The sequence below is a fragment of the Bizionia sediminis genome, assembly GCF_042684585.1.
Lineage (GTDB): Bacteria > Bacteroidota > Bacteroidia > Flavobacteriales > Flavobacteriaceae > Algorimicrobium > Algorimicrobium sediminis.
Genome location: NZ_JBHULS010000001.1, coordinates 1 through 14,747, shown reverse-complemented (window position 1 = coordinate 14,747; position 14,747 = coordinate 1). Strand labels below are relative to the sequence as shown.

The following is a 14,747-nucleotide window of genomic DNA, read 5'->3' as shown; positions in this document are numbered from 1 at the left end:
ATCGTTAAAATGTTACATAAATAGGTTAAAATGCGTAAATTAAAACGTAAAATTTAAATATTTTCTTGTAGTATTACACATAATTCTTATATTGCGTCACCGAAATTATAATTAGCTTACTTAAACGTATGAATATGAAAAATGTATTAACAATAAAATTATTGTTAGTTTTGGCAGTAGCCATTACAGCTGTTGGTTGTAAACGATCATCAAGTTCCAATAGCTCTCGCGCCACAGGTTGGGACATTAACTCCAGAGATGGTGGTTTTCAAGCCAACACAAGCTTTAAAGGACAAGAGGCTGGTCCAGGATTAGTGTTTGTAGAAGGTGGCACGTTTACAATGGGTAAAGTGCAAGATGATGTTATGCACGATTGGAACAATACGCCAAACCAACAGCACGTCCAATCGTTTTATATGGACGAAACGGAGGTAACCAATTTAATGTATTTAGAATACCTAGATTGGATTAAGCGTATTTACCCACCTTCCGAGGAAAATTTTAAAGCTATTTATGATGGTGTACTTCCAGATACGTTAGTTTGGAGAAACCGTTTAGGATACAATGAGGTATTAACCGAAAACTATCTGCGCCACCCAGGTTACAGAGAATATCCAGTAGTTGGGGTTAGTTGGATTCAAGCAGTAGAATTTGCTAACTGGCGTTCGGATCGTGTTAATGAAGCTAATTTAGAAGAAGCTGGTTACATCCAAAGAGATGCCAAATTAACTGAAGTTTCGGCCGATGCCACTTTTAATACAGACACATACATCAACGCTCCTTCGCAAGTTTATGGTGGTAATACGGCATTAACAGATCCAGAAAACACGCGTAGACGTGTGCAAACAAATGCAGCTGGCGATCCAATTAATGTGAATGCCACACGCGAAACAGGAATTATTTCTCCAAAATACAGACTTCCAACTGAAGCCGAGTGGGAATATGCCGCTTTAGGTTTAACATCTGTAAGAAGTTACAATGTTTATAGAGGTAGAAAAAAATACCCTTGGGATGGCCAATACACACGTTCAGGAAAGCGTAAAGTTCGTGGCGATCAATTAGCTAACTTCAAGCAAGGAAAAGGTGATTACGGTGGTATTGCAGGATGGTCCGACGATGGTGCCGATATTACAAATGAAGTAAAATCATACGAGCCAAACGATTTTGGATTATATGACATGGCAGGAAACGTAGCCGAATGGGTTGCCGATGTTTACAGACCAATTGTTGATGATGAATTTAACGATTTTAACTACTACCGTGGTAATGTATACACTAAAAACGAATTAAACGAAGATGGCACGGTACGTATTGTTACTAGCGATGAAATTAAGTTCGACACCTTACCAAACGGAAAAGTAATTGCGCGTAACCTTCCAGGTGAAATTCACCAAGTACCAGTGGATGAAAACGAAACCTATTTAAGAACAAACTTTGATACCAGCGACAACAGAAACTTTAGAGATGGTGATAGACGTTCTTCTCGCGATTACCGCGACGGTTTTAATGAAACAGAAGCATCTGGCGAATCTCATACTAGAAACATGTACAATTCACCAAAACACAATGTGGAACGAGATTCGTTAGGTAATTTAATTCGCGAATACGACCGTTCAGACAAACGAACATCTTTAATAAACGACGAGGTACGTGTTTACAAAGGCGGTTCATGGAAAGACAGAGAATATTGGTTGGATCCAGCGCAGCGTCGTTATTTCCCACAAAATATGGCTACAGATTATATTGGCTTCAGATGCGCCATGTCTCGTGTTGGCTCGAAATCTGAAAACAAAAACAAACGTAAAAACTAATTAGTTTCGTAAATAATAATTTAAAAGTCCTGACCACCGTCAGGACTTTTTTTATACTTTTATTTTATGGAAATACACACACTACACAAATACTTTTTAAACTGCTCCGCTGCCTGTACCGATACGCGGAACATTTCAAAAAACAGCATGTTTTTTGCTTTAAAAGGCACCCATTTCGACGGAAATAGTTTCGCTGCTGAAGCTTTAAAATTAGGCGCAAAATACGTTGTAATAGACAATCCGCAATACGCCGTAAACGAACAAACCATCGTGGTAAATTCTGTTTTAGAAACACTTCAAAATCTTGCAACATATCACCGACATTATCTTGGAATACCCATATTAGCACTAACTGGAAGTAATGGAAAAACCACTACCAAAGAACTTATAAACGGTGTTTTGTCGCAACAGTTTAAAACCAGTGCCACTAAAGGGAACCTTAATAACCACATAGGAGTTCCTTTAACACTACTAGCTATGACCACAGATACCGAAATAGGTATTGTAGAAATGGGCGCCAACCACCAGAAAGAAATTGCTTTTTTATGTAACATTGCACAACCGGATTACGGATACATAACTAATTTTGGCAAAGCACATTTAGAAGGCTTTGGCGGTGTGGACGGCGTTATAAAAGGTAAAAGCGAAATGTACGACTACCTAATAACCCATAATAAATACATATTTATTAATGCAGACGACCCCATTCAGGTTTCAAAAACCAAAACCGCACGTATTATTCCTTTCGGAACGAAAAAAAACCAGAAGTACACACTCATAACCTTATTAGAAGCCAATCCGTTTGTGTGTGTTAAATTTAAAGATCAGGTAATTAATAGCCACTTAATTGGTGCTTATAATTTCAACAATATCGCTGCAGCTATTAGCATAGGTCTTTATTTTAAGGTTCCGTTTAAAAGCATTAAAAAGGCAATAGAATTGTATGTGCCAACTAACAACCGCTCGCAAATTATATCGCGTGAAAAAACAACATTAATTTTAGACGCCTACAACGCCAATCCTTCCAGTATGGCAGCAGCATTGCATCATTTTGCACTACAAAAAGAAACGCCTAAAACAGCTATTTTGGGCGATATGTTTGAACTTGGCTCCGCATCTGAAGAAGAACATGACGCTATTAGTAGCCTGGCTGTATCGTTGCCCATAGACCAAATTATTTTAATTGGTAGTCATTTCTTTCAAACCAAAACTACCCATGCGAAAATAGAGCGCTATAAAACGTTTAACGACTTTAAAACTAATTTTAAACCACAAGCCTTAATGGGTGGTTTAACCTTAATAAAAGGATCGAGAGGAATGGCTTTAGAGCGTGTATTGGATTTAATAGCACAGTAAAATAATCTTTACTAGAAATGCACAAAATGCGACTGCTAGTTGTTGCTCCAAAAAGATACCGGTAATTTAAAACTTCGCCGTGTAAATTTAAAAGTTTAAAGTGGATACCTAATACTTTAAAACGATTATAGTGTGGCTAAATTAGCTGAAGCAGGGTGACACTCCCTTGCACAATACTTTGAAGCAAAAAACAGCTTTTAAATTATCCTGTTTTCCTAGGGAACATATTTACCCTAATTCCTTAATGAAACTTCCCTCCTGTTTGCCTAAATTACTAATTTAGAAACGGCATTTTTCAAATATAAAAACCAGGCATTAATACAAATAAAAAAGGCCCGTTAAAAACGGACCTTTTTGTGGGCGATGAGGGATTCGAACCCCCGACCCCCTCGGTGTAAACGAGGTGCTCTGAACCAACTGAGCTAATCGCCCTTCGTAATTCGATTGCAAAGATAGTCGACTTTTTGAAATTCCAAAGCTTTTTTTAAAAAAAAAATTAAATTATTTCTGCCACAACAAAAGTACTGCCGCCAATAAAAATAATGTCGGTTTCCATGGCTTCTTTTTTAGCTGCCATAAAGGCTTCATTTACACTTTTATACCTCGTTCCTTGAAAACCATTTTGAATAAAACTTGCTTGTAAGCGTTCGGCATCCAACCCACGAGGCACATCTGGTTTACAAAAATAATACTGTGCTTTTTTAGGTAATAGTGGGAAAATAGTTTCTAAATCTTTGTCATTAACCACACCAAATACCATATGAATTGCCGTGTGTGGTAAATTAAGTAATTGATTCATGGTTAATGCTAAACCTTCTTTATTATGCCCGGTGTCGCAAATAATTAAAGGATTTTGCTTTAAAACCTGCCATCTACCCTGAAATCCGGTATTTTTTGAGACGTTATTCAAACCGTTTCTAATTGCTTTGTTTGAAAGTTTCCAATTTTTTGTTTTTAAAACTTGAATTGCACACAAGGCTGTTTGTATATTCTCTTGTTGATACGCGCCTTTTAAATCCGATTGGAAGTCTCCTTGCGTTTCTTGGTCAGCAAAATAAATTGGTGCTTGCAGTGTGGCCGCCACCTCTTTAAAAACATCTTTAGTTTCCTGCTGTGTTTTGCCAATTACAACAGGCACTTGCGCTTTTATGATACCCGCTTTCTCCACTGCAATTTTTCCTAAAGTATTTCCCAAGAATTGGGTATGATCCAAACCAATATTTGTAATAACCGATAACTCGGGTGTTATAATATTTGTAGAATCGAGTCTGCCTCCTAAACCCACCTCGATAATGGCAATATCTACTTTACTTTCTGCAAAATAGGCAAACGCCATAGCGGAAGTCATTTCAAAAAAAGATAAACCACTGGCATTTAAATAAGCTTTATTTTGAGCTATAAACGACATAACATATGCCTTGCTTACCATTATGCCATTAATACGAATGCGTTCCCTAAAGTCTTTTAAATGTGGCGAAGTAAATAACCCTACTCGGTATCCAGCCTCCTGTAGTACGGAAGCTAACATATTGCTGGTAGACCCTTTTCCGTTAGTACCACCAACATGGATGGTATTAATAAAGTGCTGCGGATTATTTAAATGTTGGGCAAAATTGATAGAATTAGTTAAATCTGCTTTAAAAGCAGATTTTCCTTGCCGCTGGTACATAGGCAATTTGGAAAACATCCAGTTTAAAGTTTCTTGATATGTCATGCAAAACACGTATTTTAGTTAGCTACTTGATGCCTGTATTATATTTGAACGGATATAAAATGGCTATAAACTTTTGAAGAAATTTATTTGCGTGCAGCGGTACAAAAACTAATTGACGGCACCCATTTAAATAATAAATTTTATTGGCCTAGGGTAAAGTTTACTTTAACAAAACCAACCTGCCTTACTGGTGCATTGCTATCGGGGCGCCATTTGTGCGATAACGCAATTTTTTTCGCTGGTTCCAGTAAGCATGGCGCGGTATTAGTGGTGCCTTTAACGCCAGGTATAGCTACTACTACATTTCCAGAACGGTCTACTTCAATCCTAACAATTACCAACCCAGATTCGTTACATGTTTGCTTTTGTTTTTGAAAAGTAGCCTCACCGCGTCCATTTAGCCCATATCCAACGCCACCACTTCCCGATCCTGGCTCGCCAAAATAGCTTGGAGCATACGGATCGCCATCTAGCTGACCTTTGTCTCCTGCCTGTGTATCGTTGCCTTCACCGCCGGTTGTTTTTCCATCAGATTTGCTTACACCTCCAATTAAAGCATCTAACTTCTTCTTTTTGGCCTCTTTTTCTGCTTGCTCTTTTGCTTTTTGCTCAGCTTCGGCTTTAGCTTTTGCTTCGGCCTCTGCTTGCGCTTTTGCTTTTGCTTCAGCCAATACCTTTTGTTTAATTGCAGCTTCCTCTTTCTTTTTTATGGCAAGCGCCTCCTCTGTATTTTGTGTAACAACCGCTTCTGCTTTACTAGATTCCTCTGGTGCTGCCGCTTGCGCTACAGGTGTTTGCTGTGTTGGTGGGTCTAATGGCTGGTCATTATTTTTAGGCTCGGATTTAACTGGTTCTTTAGGCTGAATATTGCCACTACCTACATCCGAATTCCCAAAATTAACAGCAACACCATATTCCACAGGCGGATCCATGTAAGGTGGTCCAACCACAAACATTAATAACAACAAAATAAGCACAATAAGCGCCGTTATTTTTGCTGAATTTCGTTCGTGTTTGGTTTCTAAATATTTCATGTAAATCCGGATTGCAATTTTATTTTGGTTTTACAGCAAGAATAACCTTAATACGGTTTCTATTTGCAATATCCATAACCTTTACAACGTAATCCACAGGTACCGACTTTTCGGCACGTAATACAACTGTAGGTTTGTCCTGCGCCGTAAGCGCGTTTAAAAGTTCGCCTTCTAACATGCTTTCTGCCACCAAAGCATCGTCTATATAGTATCTTAAATCTTTGGTAATACTTACCGCAACCGATTTTTTATTTTCGGTCTTTCCGTCGGCATTTGGAAGTAGTATATCTATAGCGTTTGTGGTTACCAAGGTAGAGGCTATCATAAAGAATATGAGTAGCAAGAAAACAATATCTGTCATGGACGACATATTGAACTCTGGTGTTACCTTATTTCTGCCTCGAATATTCATATTAAATAGGCTCGTTTAAATGATCTAAAAATTCTAATGAATTGGCTTCCATTTGGTAAACTACTTTGTTGGTTTTAACTACTAAATGGTTGTAGGTAATATAAGCTACAATACCTACAATAAGGCCTGCCACAGTGGTTGTCATGGCGGTATACAAACCGCTGGCTAGAACATCCATTTGAATCGTGCCTCCGGCATTGGCTAACTCAAAAATGGCTAATATCATACCTACAACAGTTCCTAAAAAACCTATCATGGGTGCAGCTCCAGAGATGGTAGCCAGAATACTCACATTTTTTTCTAATCCGTATATTTCTAGTCTTCCCGCATTTTCGATGGCCGTATTTATATCTTCCAACGGCTTGCCTATTCTAGAGATTCCTTTATTAATAAGGCGCGATACTGGTGAATTTACTTGGGCACACAGTAACTGTGCGGCTTCTATTCTGCCGTTACTAACATGATCTTTAATTTGATTCATAAAATTAGCATCTATTTGAGAGGCGGCTTTTATGGCGAACAAGCGTTCAAAATAGATATAGCAGGCAAAAATTAACAGTAAGAAAAGTATGGCAATAATTAACTGACCCGCAAGCCCACCACTACTTATAAGTTCTATAATAGAGAGAGTTTTCTCTACCGACTCTGTATCCGATAGTATTTCGGCACCCTCTTGAACATCCTGTATATTTTGTAATTCTGTATATTTCATGTGTTTTGAAAACTTTTTATTATGTAACGTTAAATTGGGAACAAAATTATATTAAAAAATTGTGCGCGTAAACATAAAGGCCACGGCACCTACCAGAAAGCCAATTAATGCCAGCCAACCCATATTTTTTAAATACCAGAAGAAACTAATTTTTTCCATTCCCATGGCTACTACACCAGCAGCCGACCCTATTATTAACATACTGCCACCAGTTCCTGCTGCATAGGCGATAAAGTGCCATAATTCATTATCCATAGGCTCTGAAAACATGCCCAAACTAGCAGCAACCAACGGTACGTTATCTATAACAGCAGAACCCACACCCATTAATAACACCACCAAATCCGATACACCCGTATGGTTTAACTCGGTGCCTAACATAGGCATACTATTTTGTAGTGTCGATGCAAAACCAAACAGAATACCAAGCGATTCCAATGCCGCAACAGCCATTAAAATACCTAGAAAAAATAGAATACTCGGTAACTCTATTCTGGAAAGCGCTTGATGAACGGGACTCTGATAACTTTCTCGACTAATAGGCGTTGCACCGTTGAAAGAAAGAACAAACTTCCTGTTGCTATAAAATTCTGCAAAAATGGCTACCGTGGCTAATGCCAACATCATACCCACATAAGGGGGCAAATGTGTAACCGTTTTAAACACCGGCACTGAAACAATACCTGCCAAACCTAAATAAAGCATTTTGGCGCTATCGCTATTTTGTTCTTTTTCTTTTCTAACCGATGTATTCGAAATTTCACCTTTGAAAGCAGGTAAAAAAGAAGCAATAAAAACAGGTAATAGCATACACAGTAGCGATGGTATAAAAAGATACACAAACAAATGGCCTGAAGTAACCTTTTTACCTATCCACAACATGGTGGTAGTCACATCGCCTATTGGCGACCAAGCACCACCTGCATTTGCAGCAATAATAATAAGCCCGGCATACCATATGCGCACATTCCTGTCACTTATTAATTTTTGAAGGATTGAAATAAGGACAATTGTTGCTGTAAGATTATCGATAATAGCCGACAAGAAAAAAGCTAAAAACGCAAAAATCCATAAAATACGTTTTTTACTTTTTGTTTTAATAAAGCTTTTTATAGTTGCAAAACCATCAAAATGATCTATTATTTCTACAATAGTCATGGCTCCCAACAAAAACACCAAAATTTCGGCAGTCTTCCCTAAATGGTGCAGAAGTGTTTCCTCCACTAAATGCAATCGGTCCTCATGATTTAGCGGATCTAAATTACTAATAAGCGTATGCTTGGCAGAATCGAACCATTGCGAAAAATCGTTTACACCTAACGCAATAACGGCCCAACAAAGGGCCATCATAGCTAAAGCTGGTATGAGTTTATCTATTTTTAAATTATGTTCTAATGTTATGGCCAAATAGCCAATAACAAAAACACTAATAATGATAGCTTCCATTATGTACTTGGTATTATACTAGTTGTTTTAAGGCTATTTCAAAAGCTGTTTTACTTATATTTGTTTTAGACGTATTGTGACTGTAAACATTTTCTAAAGCTTTTTTAATAGTGCGGGAAGTGTCTTCAAATATAGCCTCGTCGGTCATATCTGCTTGGCTTTCCATAAGGTAAGCGAATACCCGCGCCATGCCACAATTAGAAATAAAATCGGGTATTAGGCTAATACGTTCGTCCGTGGCTTCCATAATGGGACCAAAGAAAATTTCTTTATCGGCGAAAGGTACATTAGCGCCACAGGACACAACTTCCAGACCATTTGCTATCATGGTATCTACCTGGTTTTTTGTAATTAAACGTGACGCAGCACAAGGCAAGAAAATTTCAGCTTTTAAATCCCAAATTTTAGCGTTCATTTCTTCAAAAGGAATTAATTCTGTTCCGCCCAAAGTGTTACCCTCTTTATTTAGATATAATTCGGTTATTTCTTGAAACGAAAAACCGTCTTCTTTAATAACACCACCAACGATGTCTATAATACCAACTACTTTAGCACCCATTTTAGAAATATAAAAAGCAGCTGCTGCTCCTACATTCCCAAAACCTTGTACAATAACACGCTTGTCTTTTAGGTTGCCACCAAAAATATTGTAATAATGCAACACCGCTTCGGCAACACCAAAACCGGTAATCATGTCGGCAACCGAATATTTTCTGGCTACACTAGGCGAATAGGTAGCGCTTTCAATAACCTTAATAACGCCATGGCGCAATTGGCCAATTCTGTTTATTTTATCGCCAGGACTTGGTTTAAAATGCCCTTCAAAAACACCTTCTTGCGGGTGCCATAATCCTGTTTGCTCCGTCATGGGAATTACTTCATGACTCTCATCCACATTTAAATCGCCACCGGTGCCATAGTAACTTTTTAACAAAGGCGACACTGCCTTAAACCAACGCTCCAAAACCCCTTTTTTACGGGGATCTTTAGGGTCAAAATTAATACCAGATTTAGCACCACCAATGGCAGGTCCGGAAACGGTAAATTTTACTTCCATAGTTTTAGCCAAAGATAGCACTTCATTAACATCTAAACCTTTACGCATTCTGGTACCACCACCAGCAGCGCCGCCGCGTAGCGAGCTAATTACAGTCCAGCCTTCGGCTTCAGTTTCTGAATCCTTCCAATGGAATATTATCTCTGGTTGTTTGTTTTCATACTTTTGGAGTAGTTGTTTCATTCTATAAAAATTAATATTGTGGAATCAAATTCTTAAATTACGGCAAATATATAAACTAAAACTTGGTAACAATTAGTTTTTCAGTAATTTTCATGGCTATAAATTATTCCTGAAGAATGGTCGTGTTTTGCACCAGTTACACTAGCCAAACAATTTACTTCATTCCGCACGCGTAACACGCCTAAAAAGGCAAAAATTAGTGCTTCTTTGTATTCTATAACATCGGTATTGGGCACAACAATTTTGGCAGCTGTTTGTTTTTTTAAACACGCCGTTAAAAAAGAGTTATACGCACCACCGCCTGTTACCAGTACGCTACCTGTTTTAATAACTTGTGCTATTTGTGCTGCCACATGTGCTACAAAAGTCCTTAAAACATCTGGTGTGCTTAACTGAAAACTATCTATGAGCGGCAGCACCACCTGTTGTACCCATTCCAGTCCTAAAGACTTTGGATGTGCATGTTTGTAGTATGCTAAATTGTTTAATTCTTCAAGCAAGGTTTCACAAACCACTCCCGATGCGGCCACTTGCCCATCCGTATCAAAATCGAAACCCAAACGCCCCACATAATGGTTTAAAACAATGTTTACGGGGCAAACATCGAAAGCAATTCGAGACCCCTTGTAGTTGGTAGATAAATTTGCAAAACCACCCAAGTTTAAGCAGTAATCGAAATCTGGAAAAAGCAGTAAATCGCCAATAGGAACTAAAGGTGCTCCCTGACCGCCTAAAGCAACATCTTGTACTCTAAAATCACAAACAACAACATGCCCAGTAATACGTGCCAAATCTGGTTTGTTGCCAATTTGTAAGGTAACACCGCTATCTGGTTGGTGCCAAGCCGTGTGTCCATGAGAACTAATAAAATCTATATTGGTAATTCTATTTTTGTTAATAAAGGTATTTATGAGTTCGGCTAAATACAAAGTGTAGGCACTATTTAAAGCATCCATAGCGGCCTTATTGGTATGAATTAAAGTCTTTAATTCAGCCTTCCAAAAAACATTATAGGGTATGGTTTGGCATTGCAAAAACTGGTACTCCCAACCTGCATGGTGGGTGAATTTAATATAGGCTAAATCCACACCATCCAGAGATGTACCAGACATGACACCTAATACGTAATAAGTCGTTTTATTCATAGTAGGTAAAAATAGCAATCATAATTGAAAAAATGACGCTAAAACATTATCTTTGCAAGATAATTAAAGCAATACGATAACTTTATACTATTATGGATTTCAATCTTTCAGAAGAGCATATGATGATTCGCGACGCAGCACGCGATTTTGCACAAACAGAATTATTACCAGGCGTTATAGAACGTGACAACAAACAAGAATTTCCACAGGAACTTGTAAGGAAAATGGGTGAGCTTGGTTTTATGGGTATTATGGTAGACCCAAAATATGGTGGCAGTGGCATGGACACGATATCTTATGTGCTTATAATGGAGGAATTATCGAAAATTGATGCTTCGGCTTCCGTTATTGTTTCTGTTAACAACTCCTTGGTATGCTATGGATTGGAAGCGTATGGTACAGAGGCTCAAAAAGAAAAATATTTAACCAAACTAGCTACTGGTGAGTTTGTTGGTGCCTTTTGTTTAAGCGAACCTGAAGCAGGTAGCGACGCTACATCGCAGAAAACTACTGCTATAGACATGGGCGACCATTACGTCTTGAACGGCACGAAAAACTGGATTACCAGTGGCGGCAGATCGGATGTGTATTTAGTAATTGCACAAACAGATAAAGACAAAGGACATCGTGGTATTAATGCGTTTATTGTTGAAAAAGGCATGGAAGGGTTCCACATTGGTCCTAAAGAAGATAAGTTAGGAATACGCGGAAGCGATACCCACACCTTGCAGTTTAACGATGTGAAGGTGCCAAAAGAAAATAGAATTGGTGAAGATGGTTTTGGTTTTAAATTTGCCATGAAAACCCTATCCGGCGGTAGAATTGGAATAGCGGCTCAAGCGCTAGGAATAGCATCCGGCGCCTACGAATTATCTAAAAAATACTCCAAAGAACGCAAGGCTTTTGGTACAGAAATTTGCAACCACCAAGCCATTGCTTTCAAAATTGCCGATATGGCTACCGAAATTGAAGCGGCACGCATGCTTGTAATGAAAGCGGCCTGGGATAAAGACAATGGAAATAATTACGACATGTCCAGTGCAATGGCCAAGTTATACGCCAGTAAAGTGGCCATGGATACCACAGTTGAGGCTGTGCAAGTACACGGCGGTAACGGCTTTGTAAAAGAATATCATGTAGAGCGCCTAATGCGCGATGCAAAAATTACACAAATTTATGAAGGTACTTCTGAAATACAGAAAATAGTAATATCTAGAAGTGTTTTAAAAGAATAATGTGAATAATCTATCTAAATAACGAAATCCCAATACGTTTCTGTATTGGGATTTTTTATTGAAGCAATTCTAAAACGAGTCTAATTTCGCCATAAGAAAACTTATCATCCAATTGATGTTTTAAATCCGATAAATTTTCAAATGGATGCTTTGGAATAAGTTCTTGTAATTCCTTTAAGTGTGTTTCAGATATTAAATCGGTTGGCTTCACCAATCCAGCTGAAATAAAAGAGGCCAAATGCCCAAAAATAGTGTTCTCGTTTAACGCTCTAATAGCGGCAATTTCTGCAATGGTTTTACCAGATTTATATAAATTTAATGATTGTGTTTTCGTGTCTATTTTTTCCTTTTTTAAAGTAGCAGAATGCTCTAAATCATCAGTTGTTTGCTTGTCAGAAAAGCTTATATCGTTTTCTCGACAAAATTCTCTTACTACCTCTAAAATTGCTGCACCATATTTTTCTACACGTACTTTACCCATTCCAGGAATAGCCAATAACGCTTGTTTTGATGTGGGTAAAGTTTCGCAAATAGCATACAAGGCTTTTTGTGTGAATATTTGATAATGCACAAGATCGTTATCTTGCGCTATGTCATTCCTTAAAACTCGGAGTAATTCAAACAATTCAACGTTAATGGTGCCATCAACAACCATGGCCTTTAACTTTTTAGGCTTTTCTGCCTTCATAAAAACAGCTTTGGCACGCAAGTCCAAATATGTTTTTGTTTTAAAACCATTGGAAAGCCCACCAAAATAAATATATTTAATTTCCAACAACAGCTCCAGACTGTGCAAATGTTTTAGTAATTCCGTTTCTATAGTTTTATTATCTGTAGTAAAATTAAACGCTGTTACTGCTGGTTTAATAAATGAATCTAACTCCGTTTTGTAATACGCTATTCCTTTAACAAAGCGTTCTTGTAATTTACTATTTACTTCTGGTAATGTGGCAGCATCAAAATCCTGCCGTAATTGTAGCGAAAACCGATTACTTACCTTTAGTAAATTAGTAACACGCTCTTTAATTTCGCCCATGGGTGCTTCTAGGTTTCCAGCTATACTAGCTTTATGTTTGTAATAAGCATCTAAAATCCGATTTACTGGGTATAGAAAATGATAAAAATTAAATATCTCTGAAATTAAATCAAGTTGAAACTCGCGCTGTGCAGCCATTAATGTATCGGCATCCGGTTGATTCTTATAAGCAGATTCATTGAAATCTACCACCTGACTATCATTTATAATTTGGTTAGGCGTTATTTTACTTTTCAAAACTAAACCAGCCAAGGACTTACAACGACTTAATGCTACATAGGTTTGCCCATGCGCAAAGGCGCCTTCTACATCTATAATAGCCTTTTCAAAGGTTAAACCCTGACTCTTATGAATGGTGATAGCCCAGGCCAAGCGCAAGGGTATTTGTGTAAAAGAACCCAATTTTGTTTCTTCAATAGCTTTGGTTTCCTTGTTAACAGAATAGGTTATATTATCCCATGTTTCGGCTTTGGTAATAATATTAAAATCGTCGTCTGGACAACGCACTACTACCTCCGATTCGTCCAATGCCATAACTTTTCCAATTTTACCATTAAAAAAGCGTTTGTCTGTAGCACTATCATTTTTAATAAACATAACCTGTGCTCCAACCTTTAAACGTAAGGCCAAGGCATTAGGATAAGCATGTTCCGGAAATTTTCCCGTTATTTCAGCATTATAAATGTGCTCCTCACCATTCAAACTATCCAATTCTTTACTATTAGTAAGTTTGGCTAGTTTATTATGCGTGGCTAATTGAATAAAACCATCGTTTGTAGCAGGTACAAAATCGGGCTTGTAGCGCTTATTTAAGATTGAAGCGCTTTCTTCAGACAATGTATTGGTTCTAATTTCGTTTAATACCTTGATAAAATTTGGGTCCTTTTGCCTGTATATATGCTTCAGTTCTATAACCACAGGATTGGCCTCTTGATACGCCCGACTGCTAAAAAAATAGCCATTACGATAGTACGTTTTTAGTACCTCCCACTCCTGCTCCTTCATCACTGGTGCAAGTTGCTGCAAGTCGCCAATCATAACCACCTGTACGCCACCAAATATTTTTTGTTTATTTCGAAATCTTCTTAACGTGGCATCTATACCATCTAATAAATCGGCCCGTACCATACTTATTTCATCAATAATTAATAAATCCATGGATTTAATAATATTGATTTTAGTTTTACCAAATTTTCTATTGAAACTATGAGAAGACTGATTATGGTTGTTTGGAACAATTGGTCCAAAAGGCAATTGAAAAAATGAATGGATAGTAACACCTTTCGCATTAATAGCAGCCACGCCGGTTGGCGCTACAACCACCGTTCTTTTTAGGGTGTTGTTTTTTAGCTTATGAAGGAACGTTGTTTTTCCCGTACCCGCTTTTCCAGTAACAAAAACCAATTTATTTGTTTCAGTTACATACTGCCATGCTAAATCAAGTTCTACATTGTCCACTACGTCTGCCAATTAAACCCACAATATACAACCAAAGAATTATAAACAAAAAAAAATCCCGATTCGTAATTTGAATCGGGATTTTAAAAAAGGCGGCGACCTACTCTCCCACGAGATGCAGTACCATCGGCGCAAACGGGCTTAACTA

11 protein-coding genes and 1 tRNA gene are annotated in these 14,747 nt (G+C 37.9%); 3 read left to right on the top strand and 9 right to left on the bottom strand.

Going from position 1 to position 14,747, the window contains the following annotated elements; all coding sequences use genetic code 11:
* Positions 1-128: 128 nt before the first annotated feature.
* A complete protein-coding gene (gene gldJ / locus ACFSQP_RS00060; protein ID WP_376890868.1) occupies positions 129-1,811 on the top strand; it encodes a gliding motility lipoprotein GldJ in 1,683 nt (560 codons plus the stop codon).
* A gap of 66 nt (positions 1,812-1,877) precedes the next feature.
* Positions 1,878-3,167 carry a UDP-N-acetylmuramoyl-tripeptide--D-alanyl-D-alanine ligase gene (locus ACFSQP_RS00055; RefSeq protein ID WP_376890866.1) on the top strand — a complete coding sequence of 430 codons (1,290 nt, stop codon included), beginning with the start codon at positions 1,878-1,880 and terminating at the stop codon, positions 3,165-3,167.
* A 357-nt stretch (positions 3,168-3,524) separates the two neighbouring features.
* On the opposite strand, the gene ACFSQP_RS00050 is transcribed toward ACFSQP_RS00055, so the two are convergent.
* The 8 genes from ACFSQP_RS00050 to ACFSQP_RS00015 form a co-directional block, all read right to left on the bottom strand.
* Positions 3,525-3,599: transfer RNA gene (locus ACFSQP_RS00050), tRNA-Val, on the bottom strand.
* Between the two features lie 64 nt (positions 3,600-3,663).
* Positions 3,664-4,881 carry a bifunctional folylpolyglutamate synthase/dihydrofolate synthase gene (locus ACFSQP_RS00045; protein ID WP_376890864.1) on the bottom strand — a complete coding sequence of 406 codons (1,218 nt, stop codon included), beginning with the start codon at positions 4,879-4,881 and terminating at the stop codon, positions 3,664-3,666.
* Between the two features lie 140 nt (positions 4,882-5,021).
* Complete coding sequence (locus ACFSQP_RS00040) at positions 5,022-5,915, bottom strand: energy transducer TonB (protein WP_376890862.1); 894 nt, start codon at positions 5,913-5,915, stop codon at positions 5,022-5,024.
* Positions 5,916-5,934: 19 nt separating this feature from the next.
* Positions 5,935-6,327, bottom strand: a complete 393-nt coding sequence (locus tag ACFSQP_RS00035) for an ExbD/TolR family protein (RefSeq protein ID WP_376890860.1) — start codon at positions 6,325-6,327, stop codon at positions 5,935-5,937.
* A gap of 1 nt (position 6,328) precedes the next feature.
* Complete coding sequence (locus ACFSQP_RS00030) at positions 6,329-7,039, bottom strand: MotA/TolQ/ExbB proton channel family protein (RefSeq protein ID WP_376890858.1); 711 nt, start codon at positions 7,037-7,039, stop codon at positions 6,329-6,331.
* Between the two features lie 51 nt (positions 7,040-7,090).
* The gene (nhaD, locus tag ACFSQP_RS00025; RefSeq protein WP_376890856.1) at positions 7,091-8,485 is read right to left on the bottom strand and encodes a sodium:proton antiporter NhaD; all 1,395 of its coding nucleotides are present in this window, start codon (positions 8,483-8,485) and stop codon (positions 7,091-7,093) included.
* Between the two features lie 13 nt (positions 8,486-8,498).
* Positions 8,499-9,725 carry a Glu/Leu/Phe/Val dehydrogenase dimerization domain-containing protein gene (locus tag ACFSQP_RS00020; RefSeq protein WP_376890854.1) on the bottom strand — a complete coding sequence of 409 codons (1,227 nt, stop codon included), beginning with the start codon at positions 9,723-9,725 and terminating at the stop codon, positions 8,499-8,501.
* 80 nt (positions 9,726-9,805) lie between these two features.
* Positions 9,806-10,870, bottom strand: coding sequence for an anhydro-N-acetylmuramic acid kinase (locus tag ACFSQP_RS00015; RefSeq protein ID WP_376890852.1), 1,065 nt, complete (start codon positions 10,868-10,870; stop codon positions 9,806-9,808).
* Between the two features lie 92 nt (positions 10,871-10,962).
* On the opposite strand from ACFSQP_RS00015, the gene ACFSQP_RS00010 reads away from it, so the two are divergent.
* Positions 10,963-12,105, top strand: a complete 1,143-nt coding sequence (locus ACFSQP_RS00010; protein ID WP_376890850.1) for an acyl-CoA dehydrogenase — start codon at positions 10,963-10,965, stop codon at positions 12,103-12,105.
* 55 nt (positions 12,106-12,160) lie between these two features.
* On the opposite strand, the gene ACFSQP_RS00005 is transcribed toward ACFSQP_RS00010, so the two are convergent.
* A complete protein-coding gene (locus tag ACFSQP_RS00005) occupies positions 12,161-14,611 on the bottom strand; it encodes a helix-turn-helix domain-containing protein (RefSeq protein ID WP_376890849.1) in 2,451 nt (816 codons plus the stop codon).
* Positions 14,612-14,747: the final 136 nt, after the last annotated feature.